This window comes from Geodermatophilus sp. SMS 5-13, assembly GCF_059428245.1.
This window is the reverse complement of the sequence record NZ_CP165729.1, coordinates 480,052-494,594: the sequence shown is the minus strand read 5'-3', so window position 1 is coordinate 494,594 and position 14,543 is coordinate 480,052. Positions and strand designations below refer to the sequence as shown.

At 75.8% G+C, this 14,543-nt stretch carries 14 protein-coding genes; 4 read left to right on the top strand and 10 right to left on the bottom strand.

The window, feature by feature from the left end:
* Nucleotides 1-387: 387 nt before the first annotated feature.
* The 3 genes from AB3388_RS02395 to AB3388_RS02385 form a co-directional block, all read right to left on the bottom strand.
* Complete coding sequence (locus AB3388_RS02395) at nt 388-1,251, bottom strand: LLM class flavin-dependent oxidoreductase (RefSeq protein ID WP_495409153.1); 864 nt, start codon at nt 1,249-1,251, stop codon at nt 388-390.
* A 146-nt stretch (nt 1,252-1,397) separates the two neighbouring features.
* The gene (locus AB3388_RS02390) at nt 1,398-2,687 is read right to left on the bottom strand and encodes a lytic transglycosylase domain-containing protein (RefSeq protein ID WP_495409152.1); all 1,290 of its coding nucleotides are present in this window, start codon (nt 2,685-2,687) and stop codon (nt 1,398-1,400) included.
* A gap of 167 nt (nt 2,688-2,854) precedes the next feature.
* Entirely contained in the window at nt 2,855-3,595 is a 741-nt protein-coding gene (locus tag AB3388_RS02385; protein ID WP_495409151.1) for a hypothetical protein, read from the bottom strand.
* Nucleotides 3,596-3,824: 229 nt separating this feature from the next.
* Between AB3388_RS02385 and AB3388_RS02380 the strand changes: the two genes are divergently transcribed.
* From AB3388_RS02380 to AB3388_RS02370, 3 genes are all read left to right on the top strand, one after another.
* A complete protein-coding gene (locus AB3388_RS02380) occupies nt 3,825-4,733 on the top strand; it encodes a universal stress protein (RefSeq protein ID WP_495409150.1) in 909 nt (302 codons plus the stop codon).
* Nucleotides 4,734-4,843: 110 nt separating this feature from the next.
* Nucleotides 4,844-6,295, top strand: a complete 1,452-nt coding sequence (locus AB3388_RS02375) for a S1C family serine protease (RefSeq protein WP_495409149.1) — start codon at nt 4,844-4,846, stop codon at nt 6,293-6,295.
* A gap of 105 nt (nt 6,296-6,400) precedes the next feature.
* Complete coding sequence (locus AB3388_RS02370) at nt 6,401-7,681, top strand: DUF445 domain-containing protein (protein WP_495409148.1); 1,281 nt, start codon at nt 6,401-6,403, stop codon at nt 7,679-7,681.
* A 43-nt stretch (nt 7,682-7,724) separates the two neighbouring features.
* On the opposite strand, the gene rlmB is transcribed toward AB3388_RS02370, so the two are convergent.
* The 5 genes from rlmB to AB3388_RS02345 form a co-directional block, all read right to left on the bottom strand.
* Nucleotides 7,725-8,684: a 23S rRNA (guanosine(2251)-2'-O)-methyltransferase RlmB gene (rlmB, locus tag AB3388_RS02365; RefSeq protein WP_495409147.1), complete on the bottom strand. Its 960-nt coding sequence runs from the start codon at nt 8,682-8,684 to the stop codon at nt 7,725-7,727.
* A 198-nt stretch (nt 8,685-8,882) separates the two neighbouring features.
* The gene (gene cysS / locus AB3388_RS02360) at nt 8,883-10,286 is read right to left on the bottom strand and encodes a cysteine--tRNA ligase (protein ID WP_495409146.1); all 1,404 of its coding nucleotides are present in this window, start codon (nt 10,284-10,286) and stop codon (nt 8,883-8,885) included.
* Entirely contained in the window at nt 10,283-10,780 is a 498-nt protein-coding gene (gene ispF / locus AB3388_RS02355) for a 2-C-methyl-D-erythritol 2,4-cyclodiphosphate synthase (protein WP_495409145.1), read from the bottom strand. The genes cysS and ispF overlap by 4 nt, the downstream gene beginning before the upstream one ends.
* The gene (ispD, locus tag AB3388_RS02350; RefSeq protein WP_495409144.1) at nt 10,777-11,439 is read right to left on the bottom strand and encodes a 2-C-methyl-D-erythritol 4-phosphate cytidylyltransferase; all 663 of its coding nucleotides are present in this window, start codon (nt 11,437-11,439) and stop codon (nt 10,777-10,779) included. Before ispD ends, ispF begins: the two co-directional genes overlap by 4 nt.
* Nucleotides 11,440-11,479: 40 nt before the next feature.
* Nucleotides 11,480-11,962 (bottom strand): CarD family transcriptional regulator, encoded by a 483-nt coding sequence (locus AB3388_RS02345; RefSeq protein WP_097206868.1) that lies wholly within the window; start codon nt 11,960-11,962, stop codon nt 11,480-11,482.
* Between the two features lie 121 nt (nt 11,963-12,083).
* Here AB3388_RS02345 and AB3388_RS02340 point away from each other — a divergent pair, with 121 nt between their 5' ends.
* Complete coding sequence (locus AB3388_RS02340; RefSeq protein WP_495409143.1) at nt 12,084-12,941, top strand: UbiA family prenyltransferase; 858 nt, start codon at nt 12,084-12,086, stop codon at nt 12,939-12,941.
* 6 nt (nt 12,942-12,947) lie between these two features.
* Here AB3388_RS02340 and AB3388_RS02335 read toward each other — a convergent pair whose 3' ends face one another.
* Nucleotides 12,948-13,931: a hypothetical protein gene (locus AB3388_RS02335; protein WP_495409142.1), complete on the bottom strand. Its 984-nt coding sequence runs from the start codon at nt 13,929-13,931 to the stop codon at nt 12,948-12,950.
* Nucleotides 13,928-14,533, bottom strand: a complete 606-nt coding sequence (locus tag AB3388_RS02330; protein ID WP_495409141.1) for an RNA polymerase sigma factor — start codon at nt 14,531-14,533, stop codon at nt 13,928-13,930. The genes AB3388_RS02335 and AB3388_RS02330 overlap by 4 nt, the downstream gene beginning before the upstream one ends.
* Between the last annotated feature and the right edge of the window lie 10 nt (nt 14,534-14,543).

Genomic DNA, 14,543 nt, shown 5'->3' with positions numbered 1-14,543 from the left:
AGCCTCGTCGGCGTCGAAACTCGTAGGCCACGCCGTCGCCCGGACGTGTGGCCCTGCATGCAGCCGCACGTCGACACCGCCCAAGCCGAGTCCGGCCGCGTTCCACGTCACACGGATCCGCGTTCCACCGCTGAAGGCGGCGCGTCCCCAGACGGCTCAGGGCATCGGGCGGTGGACCTCGAGAAAGCGCAGGTCACTGGGGTTGTTCCCATACGCCACGCCGGCGGTACGTGAGGACTGGCCCCGAGGACAAGTCTAGGGATACCGCCGGGGACGTCTCCGCGGCGCAGTCCGACCGACTCTTGCGGTCTTGTGCGCGCTCCGGCGGCGTTGCACGACCGCACGAGCGGCAACGACACCGCAAGAGCGGCGGGTCAGGGGTGGCGCTCAGCGCAGGGCGACCTCGGCGAGCAGGTCGACCTGCGAGGGGTCGCTCACGGTCGGGTCGAGGATCAGCTCGTCCACCCCGGCCTCCTCGAACGCGGCGATGACGTCCCTGACCGCCTGGGGTGAGCGGTGCGCCGAGCCGGCGATCATCTCGGCGGTCTCAGGCCCGAAGACGCCGTAGTAGTCGCGCAGGTAGCCCCGCGACTGCTCCTCGGTGTCGCCGAGGGAGAAGTAGTTCAGCGCCACGATGCGGGGCGACCCGTCACGGCCGGCGTCGCGCCAGGCTGCGCGGAGGCGCTCCAGGAACGGCGGGAGCATCTGCGGCGGCGCGCCACCCGCCGTCCAGCCGACGCCGAACTCGACGGTGCGGCGGATCGCGGCGTCCGACGTCCCGCCGATCAGGATCGGCACTCCCCCGGTGAGCGCGTCCGGCACCACCGGACGTGAGTCCGCCAGGAGGGCTTCCCCGGCCAAGGCCCGCCGCAGGTCGGCCAGCTGCTGGTCGAACAGCCGTCCGCGGCTGCCGAAGTCGCGCCCGGTGAGGACGAAGTCGTCCTCGCGGGCGCCGACGGCCAGGCCCAGCGTCAGCCGGCCGCCGGTCAGCTCCTGCACCGAGGCGGCCTGCTTCGCGAGCTCCGCGGTGCTGCGCGTCGGCGCCAGGAGCACGTCGGTGACGAACCTGATCCGCTCGGTCACCGCCCCGGCGGCGGCGAAGACGGTCAGCTCCTCGAAACCCGGATACGCCACCCGCCCGATCGAGCCCAGGCTCGAGAAGCCGGCGGCCTCCGCTCGCCGCGCCCACTCGAGCAGCTGCGGGCCCGTGGTGCCACGGACGGTGTTCGGGATGCCGATGCCGATGTCCACCCTGCTGTCCTCTCGTCAGGTCGTGCTCGCCCAGCCGGACCACCGTCGGGCGGAGACCACGAGGAGCAGACCGGACGGCGGCTCCGCGCGGTACTGCGGGAACCGCTGGACGGGCGCGCGGATTCCGCGGTGATCCGGTCGACCCGTCAGCCCTGGGGCGCGGCAGGTGTCGCGACCGCCTCAGCGGTCGTGGCCGCCGTCGTCGCCGCGGAGTCGGTCGTCGCCGAGTCCGTCGCCGCGGAGTCGGTCGCCGCGGAATCCGTCGCCGCCGTGGCGGGCGACGGCTCGATCGCCGGGGGCGACGTCGGAGGGTCGGACGGCGGCGGCGTGGTCGGGTCGGACGGCGGCGTGGTCGGGTCGGACGGCGGCGTGGTCGGGTCGGACGGCGGTGGCGGAGGCGTCGTCGGCGGCGGCGGGGTGGTCGGATCGGGGGTCGTGGGCGCCGGCGTCGTCGGCGCCGGCGTCGTCGGATCGGGAGTCGCGGGCGCCGGGGCCGTCGGCGCAGGAGTCGTGGGGGCCGGCGTCGTGGCCGCCGGCGTGGTCGGCGCAGCCGGCGCGAGCGCCGGCGCGGGCAGGTCCTCGGCAGCGGCCGGCGGCGGCCCGGGGTTGGCCGGGGGCAACGCCGGGTCGGGTGGCTCGATCGTCGTGGGGATGACCGGTGGCGCCGTCCCCGCGTAGGTGGCGGCGAGGGTCAGGACCGTCGCCACGTAGCTGTCGGAGTGGTTGTAGGCCAGCACGGCGCGCGTCTGACCGGCCACCGAGGACAGGTCCCCACCGGCCCGGCAGAGGTAGGCCGCGGTCGCCGCGGCCGCGTCGTCGATGTCGAACGGGTCGCGCTGCCCGTCGCCGTCGCCGTCCCGGCCGTAGGAGGACCACGTGGAGGGGATGAACTGCATGGGGCCGACGGCGCGGTCGTAGACCGTGTCACGGTCCAGCCGGCCGCCGTCGGTGTCGCGGATGAGCGCGGTGCCGACGCCGTCCAGGGCGATCCCGATGATCGGCGGCGTCGAGCGTCCGTCGGTGCGCAGCTCGGCGCCGGCGAACCGTCCGTGGTTGGACTCCACGCGCCCGATCGCGGCAACCAGCGGCCAGGCGATGTGGCACGAGGCGGGAGCGGCCTCGGCGGCGTGCTGGTAGGCCGCGAGCGCGACCGACGGGATGCCGCTGGCGGCCAGCGGGGACACGGCCGCACTCGCGCTCGTGCTCGCCGCCGGTGATCCCACCACCGCCGACTCCGCCCCGACGGCGGTCGCCTCGGGGGCCCCCGCGGGGAACGGCTCAGCGCCCGTGGCGCGGGCGGGCGCATCGGCGGGCAGCGGCGTGGTCGGCCCGACGGAGGCAGCGGGTCCCCCGCGCGCGACGGCGAGCAGGGCGGCAACCGTGACACCGATGGCCAGCCGGCGCCGGAACGCCGCCAGCTCCTTGCGTGCCACCATCGACGCCGGCTCCGTCCGCGGGCCCGCCGCGATCCGTGCGGCGAGGGGTGCCCGGCGTCCTGGACCAGCCGGCTCCGGTTCCCACGCTAGGAAGCGGGTCCGGAAGCGGACACCCCCTCACGGGGGGCCGACCCCCACCCCATTCGACGGCCCCTCGCGGCCCGCGCTCAGCCGGTCTGACCCCCCGCGGCCTTGCCGCGCACGTAGCCGGCCGGGTCGCTGCCCGGCTGGGGGCCGTCGGCGAGCCAGCGCGCGAAACCCTCGGGATCGCGCCGCTCGAGCTCGTCCAGCGCCTCCTGGCGGCGGCGCACCAGGGACTCCCGCGCGGCCGGTTCGAGCCAGCCGGCCAGCGCGGCAGTGGTGCGCACCCACTCGCGGCCCAGGGCGGCGGTGGGCAGGTCCGACACCGGGGCGGTCAGCCGCGCGGCGCCCGGGTCGGGGCGCCCCGCCGGTGCCACCGGGGTGCCGTACCCGAGCCAGGTCGCCACCGGCCGTGGTGGCGCGACCGGGCGACCGCCGCCCGGGTCCGCCGGCGCCGACCGGCCCACGGCGGGCCGCGCCGTGCGCGAGCTGCGCAGCAACCACACGAGCAGCGCGACGACCGCCGCCGCGGCGCCCACCAGGACGGCGGCGAGGCCCCCACCGATGGCCGCGGTCCCGGCCACCACCATGAGCGCGCCGACCGTCCAGGCCCCCGCGCGTGCCGCGGCCGCGAGCGGTGGCGTCCGATCGGGCCCGGTCGTCTCGCGGGCCAGCCCCGCGGCCAGGCACGCGGCGACGGCGCCGGCGAGCACGACGGCGATCACCCCCGACGCGCCCAGGACCACACCCCCGGCGAGCGCGACGACGACGGCGCAGAGGATGCCGGCACCGAGAAGGAGCCGGGCGAACGGACCGCGAGTGGGCACGGGCAGCCTCCTGTGGGCAGGCCGGACACGAGTGATCCGCGGTCGCTCACGCCGCCGTCCGGATTTCCGTCCGATGGGTCGCTCCCGCGCTCAGATTCCGGCCCTACCCAGACCGCATGCGGCTTGCACTCACAGTCCGCTCTTCCGTCGAACGGCCCCGGCGAGCAGGCTTCTCCCGGAAGCCGACGCCGCTTCCGGCGCCGGACCTCGTTGCTGTGGGGGGTGCCCCGTGACGACCTCGACCTCGCCCGGTCCCGTCGACCGGAACGAGCCCTCCGCTCCGGCCGAGGCGCGGCCGGGCGCCGGTGGCCCCTCCGCCCGCGACGTCGTCGTCGGGGTGGACGGCAGCGAGGTCGCGATCTCGGCGGTGCGCTGGGCGGCCCGCGAGGCCGCCGCCCGCGGAGCACCGCTGCGGATCGTCCACGCGGCCGACTACCTCGGGGAGCCGGCGTCCCCCGGCGCGCCCCCGCCGGAACTGCCGCACGCCCGGCGGATCACCGCCGCCGCCTACACCGCCGCCCTGCACGCGGCGCCGGGGCTGACCGCCTCGACCGAGGTCGTCCCCGGTGAGCCGATCGCCGCGCTGCTCAAGGCCGCGGCGGCCGGCCAGCTGCTGGTCCTCGGCATCAACACCACCGGCGCGGCCGACGAGCTGGTGATGGCCCCGGTCGCGCAGCGGGTGGCGTCACGCTCCCCCCAGCCGGTCGTCGTCGTCCCGCGGTCGTGGCCCGACGCCGCGGACGACCGCCCCGTGGTCGCCGTCCTCGGGCTCGGCGACCCCGCGGAGGACGACGCAGTCGCCGCCTTCGCCGCGGCTGCCGCCCGGCGGGGCGGCCGGCCACTGTCGCTGCTGCAGACCCGCGACCACACCGCGGCGGACGACGACCGGGCCGGCCGGCTCGGCGACGTCGAGGTGCAGGAGGTCTCGATGCCGGGCGCCCCGGCCGTGGACCTGCTCGGCGTTGCCTGCCCGACGCCGCTCATGGTGCTGAGCACCGGGCACGGCGGCCGGTTCCACCGGGCGCTCGACGGCCTCCACCGCTGGCTGCTGCGTCACTGCACCTCGCCGATGGCCCTCGTCCCGGCGACCGGCCGCGCCGCCGACCGCGCCCCGGAGGAGGCGACGACCAGGGCCTGAGCCACGTCCAGCGGACTCACAGGTACCGCCCAGCACCAGATCAGCCCTCGCACCGACAGTAGGTGCAGAAACGTTCGGCCGGACGGCCGGGCAGAGGGAGGACTGGAGCAGTGACCGAGCACGGACACCCGGACACGTCCGGGCAGGACCCGCGGACCACCCCGGCCGGGACGCCCCCGGCGCAGCCGGCGTACGGGCAGCCGGCCGCGCACGAGGCGACCGCACACCCGGCGACCGAGCGCCCGACCGCCCCGACCGCCCCGGCGCAGCCGGGTGTCTGGCCGCCGCCGCAGGCGCACCAGCAGGTCCGTCCCCCGGCCGGCCAGGTCTTCGGCGTGCCGGCGTACCACGGCGCCGTCCCGCCCGGCGGCACCCTGCCGCCGTCCACGGGGCTGCCCACCGGCGCGCCCGGCTTCCCGCCCCCCACCGGCACCCTGCCGCCGCAGGCCCGCCGCTCCGGGCGGCTGCGGATCGGCATCGCCGGCCTGGTCGCCGGCGCGGTCATCGGCGGCGGCGCCGGAGCCGGCGTCGTGGCCCTCATGGACCAGCCGACCAACCCGACCTCGGCGGCCGCCGCCGCGCAGAGCGTCGTCATCAAGGACCCGGACTCCACGACGAGCGCCACCGCGGCCGCCGCCAAGGCCGCCCCCAGCGTGGTGACCATCTACGTCACCGGGTCCTCGGCCGCGGGCAGCGGCTCGGGCGTCGTCCTGACCGACGACGGATACGTGCTGACCAACAACCACGTGGTCACGCTCGAGGGCGAGGCCTCGAACGCCGACATCCAGGTGCGCACCGCCGACGGCACGCTCTACGACGCCACCGTCGTCGGCACCGACGCATCCAGCGACCTCGCCGTCGTCAAGCTGGACGGGGCCAGCGGGCTCACCCCGGCCACCTTCGCCAACTCCGACAAGGTGCAGGTCGGTGACCTCGCCGTCGCCATCGGCGCGCCGCTGGGCCTGGAGAACACCGTCACCGACGGCATCGTGAGCGCGACCAACCGCGCCGTGCAGACCGGCTCCAGCCAGAGCGACGCCACCGTGATCGACGCGATCCAGACCGACGCGGCGATCAACCCGGGCAACTCCGGCGGCGCGCTGGTCAACGCCGCGGGCGAGGTGGTCGGGATCAACACGGCGATCGCCTCGGTGGCCTCCTCCGACCTGCCGGGCCAGCAGTCCTCGCAGAGCGGCAACATCGGCGTCGGCTTCGCGATCCCGAGCGACACCGCCAAGCGGATCGCGACGGAGATCATCAAGACCGGCAAGGCCAACCACGCCGTCCTCGGGGTCAGCGCGCAGACCGCGACCGACGGGCAGAACACCGAGGTCGGCACGGGCGCCGAGGTCGTCCAGGTGCAGGCGGGTGGCGCGGCGGCCGACGCCGGGCTGCAGTCGGGTGACGTCATCACCGCGGTCGACGACCGGCCGGTGACCACGTCGACCGAGCTCACCGCCGCCGTCCGCAGCGCTCCCCCCGGCGAGAAGGTGACGCTGACCGTCCGCCGTGGCAGCGACACGACGACCGTGGACGTCACCCTCGGCACGTCGACCAGCTGATCCGGCTGCGTCGTCCCGACCGACGGCCCCGGCACCTGCCTCGCGCGGGGCCGGGGCCGTCGTGCGTCCCGGCAGCCCTCGGCCGCGGTGCCTAGGCTGGGGGAGGTGCCGGCTCTCCGACCGCTCGCGCCCCTGGCGGGCTCCCTCGACGATCCCCAGCGCGCCCGCGACCTCGCCCGCATGAAGCGGCTGGCCACCGGCCTGTTCCTGGTCGCGGCGGCCGTCTTCGTGGCCTGCGTGCTGATCGGCTCGGACGCCGGGGCGTGGGTCGGCTACGTCCGGGCCACCGCCGAGGCCTCGATGGTCGGCGCGCTGGCCGACTGGTTCGCCGTCACGGCCCTGTTCCGGCACCCCATGGGGCTGCCGATCCCGCACACCGCGATCATCCCGCGCAAGAAGGACCAGATCGGGGCCAGCCTGGGCACCTTCGTCCAGGAGAACTTCCTCACCCGCTCGGTCGTCGAGGACAAGCTGACGACGGTCGACGTCCCCGGCCGGCTCGGGGACTTCCTCGCCGCGCCGGGTCGCGCCGAGCGGCTGGCCGGCGACGCCGCTGCGGTGCTCACGGCGTTCACCGGCCTGTTGCGCGACGAGGAGCTGCAGCCGGCCGTGGCCGCGCTGGTCGACCGCAAGCTGCACGGCACCCCGGCCGCGCCGATCGTCGCCCGCGCGCTGGAGCTGGTGGTGGACGGCGACCGGCACCAGGAGGTCCTCTCGGTCGCGCTGCGCGGCCTGGCCCGCTTCCTCGAGGAGAACCGCGTCGTCTTCCGCGCCCAGCTCGGGGACGCCTCCCCCGCCTGGGTCCCGGACTGGGTGGACGACCGGCTGTTCACCAAGGTCTTCAACGGCGTCCAGCAGTTCCTCGAGGAGGTCGGCGCCGACCCCCAGCACGAGCTGCGCCGCGCCTACGACGCCCGGCTGCGGGTCTACATCCACGCGCTGCGCACCGATCCGTCGACCGCCGGGCGCGTGGAGGAGGTCAAGAAGGAGCTGCTCGAGCACCCCGCCGTCCGCCACTGGTCGGGCTCGCTGTGGAGCAACGCGAAGAACGCCGTCCTCGCGGCGGCCGCCGACCCGGACTCCGAGCTGCGCGCCCGGATGACCGGGATGATCGGCGAGCTGGCGCACAACCTGCAGACCGACCCCACCCTCCGGGAGCTCGTGCAGCGGCACGCGCACACCGTCGCCGGCTACCTCGTGGAGCGGTTCTCCGGCGACATCGCCGACCTGGTGGGGACGACGGTGGAGCGGTGGGACACCGAGGAGACCAGCCGGCGGATCGAGCTGCAGGTCGGCCGGGACCTGCAGTGGATCCGCGTCAACGGCACCGTCGTCGGCGGTCTCGCCGGCCTGCTGATCTACACGATCGCCCAGCTCATCGGCTGAGCGGAGGGCCACGGCGCGGAAAACGCGCCCGCGGCACTCCGCCTCAGCGCCGAACCTGGGCGGCCTGGTAGAGCGCGATGCCGGCGGCGACGCTGACGTTCAGCGACTCGGTGTCGCGCGAGATCGGGATGCGGACGACGACGTCGCAGCGCTCGCGCACCAGCCGGGACAGCCCCGCGCCCTCGGCGCCGACGACCAGCGCCACGGGGTCGGCGAAGCCGTCGTACTCGTGCAGCTCGACCTCGCCGTCGCCGGCCAGGCCCACGGTCATCAGCCCGGCGTCCTGGTAGCCGGCCAGCGCCCGCGCCAGGTTCACCGCCCGCGCGACCGGCAGCCGGGCGGCGGCGCCGGCGCTGGTCCGCCAGGCCGAGGCCGTCATGCCGACCGCCCGGCGCTGCGGCACGACGACACCGTGCGCGTCGAAGGCGGCCGCCGAGCGCACCACCGCGCCGAGGTTGCGCGGATCGGTGACGCCGTCCATGGCGACGATGAGCGGCGGCCGGCCGGAGTCGTGCGCCGCGGCGAGCAGGTCGTCGGGGTGCGCGTACTGGTAGGGCGGGACCTGCAGGCCGATGCCCTGGTGCAGGGCGCCGCCGGACATGCGGTCGAACTCGGCCTTGCCCACCTCGAGCAGCGGGAGCCCGCGGTCGGCGGCCAGGTGCAGCGCCTCGGTGATCCGCTCGTCGGTGCCGCCACGCGTCTCGCCGGTGACCACGTACAGCGCGGTGGCCGGGATCTCCGCGCGCAGCGCCTCGACCACCGGGTTGCGGCCGAGCAGCAGCTCCGGGGCCTCCTCGCCGCGCTGGCGCTGGCGGGCCCGGTCGGCCCGCTGCCGTGCCTCGGCCGCCGCCCGCCGCTGCGCGGGATGCCCCTTGCGCATCTCGGCCGGCGGCGTCGCCCCGCGGCCGGCCAGCGCCCGGCGGTTCTTGCCGCCGGTGCCGGCGGTGGCGCCCTTCTTGCCCGTTCCGCTGCGCGCGCCGCGGCGCTGGCTGTTCCCGGCCACCCACCCTCCCTCATGTACGTGCTAGATGGCATGACCATCGCACGTTGTCGGGAGCACCCCTATCCGGGGTGTCCAGTGCCTACGCCACGCCTGCGCGACCAGCCTGGACGTTGGTCACGTCCAACCGAACCCGCACCGCGCCATGCGTCCCGCCAGCATGATGCGCGCGGGGTCGGGCGATTCCGCATCATCAGGGAGTCAGCGGGCCAGCTCCCAGCGCGGCCCCTGCGGGGTGTCCTCGACGACCACGCCGAGGGCGGCGAGCTGGTCGCGGATCGCGTCGGCGGTGACGAAGTCCTTGCGGGCCCGCGCCGCCTGGCGCTGCTCGAGCGCGAGGGCGACCAGCCCGTCGGTCACCCCACCGAGCTTCTCGTCGCCTCCGCCCGCCCACTGCGGGTCGAGCGGATCCAGCCCGAGGACGGCGAGCATCGCCCGCACCGAGCCGAGCGCTCCGGCGACGGCGGCGTCGTCCCCCTCGGCGAGAGCCTTGTTGCCCGCGCGCACGGTCTCGTGGATCGCGGCGACGGCGGCGGGTGTGCCCAGGTCGTCGTCCATGGCCTGGGTGAACTCCGCGCAGAGGGTCCGCGCTCCGGCGTCCTCCCCCACCCGCTCGGCCGCGCGCCGCACGAAGGACTCCAGCCGCTGGTAGCCCGCGCCCGCCTCCTCCAGCGCGGCGTCGGTGAACTCGACCATCGAGCGGTAGTGCGGGGCGACCAGGTAGTACCGCAGCTCCACCGGGCGCACCCGCTTGACCACCTCGTCGATCAGCGCTGTGTTGCCCAGCGACTTGCTCATCTTCTCTCCGCCCAGGGTGACCCAGCCGTTGTGCAGCCAGTACCGGGCGAACCCGTCGCCGGCCGCCCGCGACTGCGCCTGCTCGTTCTCGTGGTGCGGGAAGCGCAGGTCCAGACCGCCGCCGTGGACGTCGAACTCCGGGCCCAGGTAGCGCTCGGCCATCGCCGAGCACTCCAGGTGCCAGCCGGGGCGGCCACGGCCCCACGGCGTCGCCCAGGACGCGGTCTCCGGTTCGCCGTCCTTGTGCCGCTTCCACAGCGCGAAGTCGCGCGGGTCGCGCTTGCGCTCGTCGCTGTCGGTGTCGGCGGCCGGCTGCAGGTCCGCCAGCCGCTGCCCGGTCAGCGCCCCGTACTCGGGGAACGAGCGGACGTCGAAGTAGACGTCGCCGTCGACGGCATAGGCGTGCCCGGCGTCGATCAGCCGCTGCATCATCTCGATCATGTCGGGCACGTGGCCGGTGGCGCGCGGCTCGTAGGTCGGCGGCCGCACCCCGAGGACGTCGTAGGCCCGCGTGGAGGCGCGCTCGTTCTCGTAGGCCCACGCCCACCAGGGCACGCCGTGCTCATCGGCCTTCGCGAGGATCTTGTCGTCGATGTCCGTGACGTTCCGGACGAGCGTGACGTCGAGGCCGTGCCCGTGCTCCAGCCACCGGCGCAGCACGTCGAAGACCAGCGCCGAGCGGACGTGGCCCACGTGGGGCGGCCCCTGGACGGTGAGCCCGCACACGTACATGGAGGCCCGCCCCGCACGCAGGGGCGTGAAGTCACGCACGGCACGCGCGGCCGTGTCGTACAGGCGGAGGCTCACCGCTCGGAGTCTACGGACGCCGTCCTGACCACCAGCGCGGTCGCCACCGCGGCCCGTCCCTCGCCGCGCCCGGTGAGCCCGAGCCCGTCGGTGGTCGTGGCGCTCACGCTGACCGGCGCACCCAGCGCGGCCGAGAGCGCCGCCTCCGCCTCGGCCCGCCGCGGACCCACCTTCGGCGTCGGCGCGATCAGCTGCACCGCCGCGTTGCCCACCCGCCAGCCCGCGGCCGCGAGGGTCTCCCGGACGTGCTCGAGGATCGCCACGCCGGACGAGCCGGCCCACCGGGGGTCGCCCGTGCCCAGCAGCCCCCCGATGTCACCCAGCCCCGCGGCGGAGAGCACGGCGTCGGTGAGCGCGTGCGCGGCGACGTCGCCGTCGGAGTGGCCGGCGCAGCCGTCGGCGCCGGGCCACTCCAGGCCGGCGAGGAAGCACGGACGGCCGGCCTCGATCGGGTGGACGTCCGTGCCGAGTCCGATACGGGGCAGGTCGGTCACCGGGTCACCTGCAGCTCGGCCAGCGCCAGGTCGTGCGGCACGGTCACCTTCGCGGCCCGCTCGTCGCCCTCGACGGTGTGCACCGGCACGCCCGCGGCGCGCACGACGGCGGCGTCGTCGGTGAGCTCGGCGTCGGCGGCCAGCGCGGCGTAGGCGGTGAGCAGGGTGGCCCGGTCGAACCCCTGCGGGGTCTGCACGCGGCGCAGCGGCGCCCGGGGGACGGCGTCGGTGATCAGGCCGTCGGCGTCCACCACGACGGTGGTGTCCACGACCGGCAGCACCGGGACGACGGCGCGCGCCCCGCGGGCCAGCGCGGCCAGCACGCGGGCCACGACGGCGGGCGGGGTGAGCGGCCGGGCGGCGTCGTGGACGAGGACGGCGTCGGCGCGCTCCCCCGCCGCGGCGAGCGCGGCGCGCACCGAGGCGGTCCGGGTGCTGCCGCCGGCGACGAGCCGGACGTCGCTCGGCAGAACGGCTGCGAAGGCGGCCTGCTCATCGGCCGGCGCCGCGACCACGACGTCGTCCACCCCGCCGTCGCGCAGGGTGTCGACCGCCCAGCAGACCAGGGCTCGGCCGGTCAGCGGAACGAGCGCCTTCGGGCGATCGGCCCCCAGACGCACACCACTCCCGGCCGCTGCGACGATGCCGACAGCGTGCACGGGAGTGGTCGGGAGGTGCGGTGCGAGCTCGCGGGCGAGCTCAGCTGGCGAGGACCTCGTCGAGCAGGACCTCGGCCTTGTCCTCGTTGGTGCCCTCGGCGAGCGCGAGCTCGCTGACCAGGATCTGGCGGGCCTTGGAGAGCATGCGCTTCTCGCCGGCGGACAGACCGCGGTCCTTGTCCCGGCGCCACAGGTCACGGACGACCTCGGCGACCTTGTTCACGTCACCGGAGGCGAGCTTCTCGAGGTTGGCCTTGTAGCGGCGCGACCAGTTGGTCGGCTCCTCGGTGTGCGGGGCGCGCAGGACCTCGAAGACCCGGTTCAGCCCCTCCTGACCGACGACGTCACGCACGCCGACGATCTCTGCGTTGTCGGCCGGTACGCGCACGGTCAGGTCGCCCTGAGCGACCTTCAGCACGAGGTAGGCCTTCTCTTCGCCCTTGATGACGCGCTTCTCGATCGCCTCGATGAGCGCCGCACCGTGGTGCGGGTAGACGACGGTCTCGCCGACAGTGAAGCCCATGTGTGTGTGACCCCTTTCGCTGCATCCAGACTATCACGGAAGACTGACGGGCGGTTCGGCCTCCGGCCGTAAATCTGCAGGTCAGAAGGCACATCAAGTGGTTGAGAGGGGTTGACACCGCGTGACCGATGTGCCTGCGGGGCGGCCACGGGCCCTGGCGACGGCACGCGGCCTGGTGCTCGCCACCCACGCCGGACCGGCCGGCGCGGTGACCGTGGTCGCGACGCTCCTGGCGGTCGCCGCCGGGGTCGGACCGGGTCGCACCGCCCTGCTCTGCCTGGCCGTCCTCGCAGGTCAGGCGTCGATCGGGTGGAGCAACGACTGGCTCGACGCAGACCGCGACCGGGCCGTCTCGCGGGCCGACAAGCCGGTCGTCCAGGGGGCGGTGAGCCCCCGGCTGCTGCGCTCGTGGGCCCTCGGCGGGGTGGCGCTCGCCGTCGTCCTGTCGCTCCTGCTGGGCGTCGTCCCCGGGGTCCTCCTGCTGCTGCTGGTCGTCAGCGGCTGGGCCTACAACGCGGGGCTGAAACGCACCGCGTTCTCGGGCGTGCCGTACCTCGTCGGGTTCGGCGCCCTCCCGGCGGGCGTGGTCGCCGCGGCGCCGGGGACGCCGGTCGCGCCCTGGTGGCTGGTCGGCGCGGGCGCGGTGCTCGGCGGCGCGGCCCACCTGGCCAACGTCGCCCCCGATCTCGAGGACGACCTGGCCACCGGGGTCCGCGGGCTGCCGCACCGGCTGGGGGCGACCGCCTCCGCCGTCCTGGGGGCGGTCCTGCTGGGGACGGCGTCCCTGCTGCTGGTGCTGGGGCCGCCCGGAACGCCGACGACGGCGGGCTGGGCCGGGTTGGTCCTGGCCCTGCCCGCCGTCGTCCTCGCGGCGCTGGCCGGGACGGCGCGCTGGCGCCGCCTGGCCTTTCCGGCGGTGATGCTGCTGACGGTGCTGGACGTCGTCCTGCTGCTCGCGGGTGGCGCCGCGGTCAGCTAGTAGGCGTCAGCGGTCGTTCCCGTGGCCGGAGTTGCCGTTGCCGCGGTTGTTCCCGTGGCCGGAGTTGCCGTTCCCACCCGCGTTGCCGTGGCCGTTGCCGGAGTTGCCCCGGACGGTCGTGGTGCCGGTCTCCTCCCGGGTCACCTCGGCCTCGGGCTCGGGCGTGTCATCGCCGGAGTCCTCGACCGGGGCCGTCCCCGACGTCTCCTCGTCGTCCCCGGGCCAGTGGATGTGCTTCTCGCGGGCGAAGCGGCTGATCGTCGCCCCGTTCGCGTACCCCTCCCGAGCCCCGGCGCTGACCCAGGCACCGAAGGTGGGGTAGCCGTCCGGGCCCGCCTCCCACTCCTCCAGGGACAGCTCGTCGTCGTCGGCCTCGTCCTCGGCCGGCGCCGGCTCCTCGACGGGCTCGGGGGCCTCGGCCACCGGCTCGGCGCCGCCGTCCTCCGTCGTGGCGGGCTCCTCGGCGGGCACCTCCTCGGCGGGCACCTCCTCGGTGGGCTCCTCCTCCTCGGCAGGAACGACGTCCGCCGGGTCGGTCGCCTGGACGCCGACCGTCTCGGCGACGGTCGCGAACCCGTGCTGCAGCGGGTCGGGGAGGACGCCGGCGGACCCGGCGCCGGTGAAGGCCACCAGGACGATGCCCGCGCCGGTGGCGGCCTGGGCCACCGCGCCGGCGGCGAGGAACTTGGCGATCAGGGCGGGGAAGAACATGGCGAAACGTCTCCGTCTCCGGTTCCGGGACCGCGACGGGTTCCCGGCCGTGGGGGCCGTCCTGGTGGACGGGCTCGACTGGTCGGCGAGAAGACCGTCGGCGAACAGGTCGGCGAGGGCGGCCGAGGGCCGCCCGGGCCGGTCCGCCGTCGCCCGGACCGCCTCGGTGAAGGCGGCCACGCCGTCGGACCGGCCTGCCACCCCCGTCGGGACGGACCGGCCGGCGAGGGCCGCCTCGAAGGCGTCCTCGACGGCTGCGTCGTCGGCTGCTCTGGTCATCTCGCCCCCGTCATCGCCGGGCGGGCCGGAAGGGGTGCGCCGCGCCGCGAACTTTCTTCCGGAAGCGTCTCGATGCGGTCCCGCAGGGTGCGCAGGCCGCGCCGCTGCAACGCCTTGACCGACCCCACGGAGCGGTCCATCACCTCCGCGACCTGCTCGACCGTGAGGTCGGCGAGGATGCGCAGCAGCAGCACCGACCGCTGGTCGGCCGGCAGCCCCGCGCAGAGCTCGTGCACGGTCGCGGCGCCGACCCGCAGCAGGACGTCGTCCTCCACGTCGCCACCCGCGAGCTCGACGAGGTCCCCGGGGTCGTCCGCGAGCTGCGGACGACGGCTGCGCCGCCGCCAGTCGTCGAGCAGCCGGCGGTGCGCGATGGTGAACACCCACGACCGCAGCCCGGCCTCGTCGCCGCTGAACCCGGCCAGGCCGGTGAAGACGCCGAGGAAGGTCTCGCTGGCCAGGTCGTCGGGCTCGACGGCGCCGTGCAGCCGCAGGTAGCCGGTCACCGCGGGCGCCAGGTCCCTGTAGAGCTGCTCGAACGCCCAGCCGGCGCCGGCCTGCGCGGCGGTCAGGACGTCGTCGAAGGCAGGCCCGATCGCCATCCGTCCCCCC